This window comes from Bacillus sp. NPDC060175 (assembly GCF_042728695.1).
Taxonomy (GTDB): domain Bacteria; phylum Bacillota; class Bacilli; order Bacillales; family Bacillaceae_G; genus Bacillus_A.
The window spans coordinates 1-2630 of sequence record NZ_JBHWYR010000176.1 but is presented as its reverse complement, the minus strand read 5'-3'; the positions used below and the strand labels follow the sequence as shown (position 1 = coordinate 2630).

Annotated in this window: 4 protein-coding genes; 1 reads left to right on the top strand and 3 read right to left on the bottom strand. The window is 29.8% G+C overall.

Going from position 1 to position 2630, the window contains the following annotated elements; translation table 11 throughout:
• A partial coding sequence (locus ACFWDE_RS30300; RefSeq protein ID WP_377896371.1) for a hypothetical protein occupies positions 1–183 on the top strand: 183 nt, incomplete at its 5' end.
• Positions 184–317: 134 nt separating this feature from the next.
• On the opposite strand, the gene ACFWDE_RS30295 is transcribed toward ACFWDE_RS30300, so the two are convergent.
• From ACFWDE_RS30295 to ACFWDE_RS30285, 3 genes are all read right to left on the bottom strand, one after another.
• Positions 318–485 carry a hypothetical protein gene (locus ACFWDE_RS30295; protein WP_377896370.1) on the bottom strand — a complete coding sequence of 56 codons (168 nt, stop codon included), beginning with the start codon at positions 483–485 and terminating at the stop codon, positions 318–320.
• 12 nt (positions 486–497) lie between these two features.
• Positions 498–1082: a recombinase family protein gene (locus tag ACFWDE_RS30290; protein ID WP_377896369.1), complete on the bottom strand. Its 585-nt coding sequence runs from the start codon at positions 1080–1082 to the stop codon at positions 498–500.
• A 582-nt stretch (positions 1083–1664) separates the two neighbouring features.
• The gene (locus ACFWDE_RS30285) at positions 1665–1844 is read right to left on the bottom strand and encodes a hypothetical protein (RefSeq protein WP_377896368.1); all 180 of its coding nucleotides are present in this window, start codon (positions 1842–1844) and stop codon (positions 1665–1667) included.
• Between the last annotated feature and the right edge of the window lie 786 nt (positions 1845–2630).

Genomic DNA, 2630 nt, shown 5'->3' with positions numbered 1-2630 from the left:
CTCATAGTTAGAAAAATAAAAGTTAATAATAAAGAAGAAGTTGGCTTCGATAAAGATGAAAAATTACAGGAAAGCATAAACCCCCATCTTAATAAAGATGTTGTGAATCAATTAAAAAAAGATATAAAAGCACATGGTGAAGAAGTAGGGGTTTGTGTAGTAACAGAACAGAAACGGCAATAACCTGTATTTTTGCTTCACTATATCTAGCAATAAGGTGTTTTTCATAAAAATAAAGTAAAGATCTTAATGATTAAAAATTTAATGCTTGTTAAAACTATCAAAAACGGTTGTTATTGTTATTTTGAGTTTTCCAATCAAAAAAAAGAACGTCTTATGATTAGACGCCTGGTATTTTTTATTTTAAAAGCTTTACCTACATAAACAATTTTGTCGTTATGATCTGCAATTAAGTAAACACCACTATCAAGATTGTGTATTTTATTATTAAATTCTTTAAAATTTATAAAGTTTAATTCTCCCATACCTTTCCCCTCCTACATAATCCCTTTTTCTTTTGCTCTCTCATAAAGAACCGTACGACTTACACCAGTAACTTCACATATCTTCTTTACTGTGTATCTATTTTCTTCACGATTAGCAAGCAGCTCTAAAGTGTGCTCCATTTTAGGGTTTTTATCACCGTATTTTTTAGGTCTCCCCTTATATACACCACGTTGTTTAGCAAGGTCTATCCCCTCTCGTTGGCGCATCTTAAGTAAGTCCCTTTCTAACTGGTTAACACCAGCCATCACAGTGAGCAGGAAAGTACTGTATGGATTATCACTTGTAGTATCTAGCCATGTATCCTTTATTGATTTAATTGATGCACCCTTACTCTTAATGATCTCAATGAGTTCGAATAAATCCTTTGTACTACGACTAATACGAGTTAAATCGGTAACTACAATTGTGTCACCTTCACTTAAGTTATCGAGCATTAACTGTAGTTCTTCTCTATTCGTTGTTGCTCCGCTTGTTTTTTCTTCATACACATGATCACATCCATAATCATTTAGCTGTTTCAATTGCCTAGCTAAATTTTGTTCTTGTGTAGAGACACGAGCATAACCAATTATCATAATATCTTCCCCTTTGTCCGTTAACGTGTTCGGAAATTAATTCTAAGTACATAATACCATTTATTTTCCGTACATATAAACAGGACATTGTGAAGTACGATAAATTCGTTCGCTCTTATACGTCCGTATAGGGTAGACCTAATCAGGACATTTAACTATATCTATTTTCGTTCGTTGTGTTCGTTTGTTTTGTTAGGGGGAAAATAAAAAAACAATTAAATAGATTAATTGTTTTTCCAATGCAAAATCTTTATTTTTATTTTTTTAAAGTAGCCTATAATATTTGAAAAAATGAGTTCCCCTAATGCAAGTGGTATATAGATGAACCATATCTTTAATATTGCTTTTGTTTCTCTATGATCAGAATCCCCCATCCAAATCACCTTATCCCCTTTATTTATCTATATTTTCATTTTAATTCCAATAACAAGAAAATTATACCACTTAAAGTGCTAATAGTGTTTATTTTTCGAATTTTTCAAAAAAATTCACTCCTTACCTTATCTTTCCTTAACAACAAACAAGACGCCACCCAGATCACGGCAACGCCTACGAGAATTGCTATTGGTTTAATCATTTTATTCACCTTATCATTTGCGGATATAAGGTTTTATGGAATTCATCTATCTGAACAGGAAAAGCATCTTCCCCTTCTTCCTTATTAATCTTTTCGATTTCTTTTATATACTCGTTGTATAACCAAATAAAGTTTAATAATTCGTCCTGAGACATATTTGCTAATGCCGTTCTAAATTTAAGCAACTACTCATCCTCCTAACCAAATGTCCATTTTGTTCAACTTCACGTTTAATGTGTAATTTCTATATAACATGGATTATCTTTGAAATTTACTAAGCGTAAATCTTCAATAGCTTGCTGTAGTAAGTATGAAAGATCAAAAATTAATTCTAATGTTTTTATTTATTTTAATTTCTAAAACAAGATTTATTAAATAAAGTATTCTATATTTTTTGTCATTTCTTTAGAAAGCTTGGCATATTTTCAATATACAAAGGGAATCTTGTAAACTTCAAATGATTTCCATAATTTTTATAATTTAATTTTGTATCAGAACCATCCAAAATTAAATTATAAAAACATAGAGTAGAAATTTTTTCTACATTTCTAGCTTATGAAGCTAAACAAAACACTTTATGAATAAAGTGTTTTTGATCTTAGACAGACTTGTTCGACAAAATAAGTTTTCTTTTTACTCTAATATAGGTTTTATCGACTCCTCATGAGTTATTTGCTCATTTAAGATGATATTGTAGTGTCTCTTCTACTTAAGGTCTATATGGATAAACTCAGCGTATAATTGTTGTCTGAGCAATTAATACATCTCTTCCCTTTAGTTCATACTGATAATGCTTCTATTTAAACTAATTTTCCTTTTCATACTGAGTACACATCTTTTATAAAATAATACCATCAGTATCTTCAAGTATTTAAATTTATTTTTTACTTAGTGAAAGACTATTACCTTTTAGATAATCAAGAGATGCTCATTTTTCGGATAGTACGTTAAAACCTAATATAATATATATC

Bases quoted from the DNA above. Each gene is read 5' to 3' on its own strand.
- ACFWDE_RS30295 (WP_377896370.1), bottom strand. From the start codon at position 485: ATGGGAGAATTAAACTTTATAAATTTTAAAGAATTTAATAATAAAATA.
- ACFWDE_RS30290 (WP_377896369.1), bottom strand. From the start codon at position 1,082: ATGATAATTGGTTATGCTCGTGTCTCTACACAAGAACAAAATTTAGCT.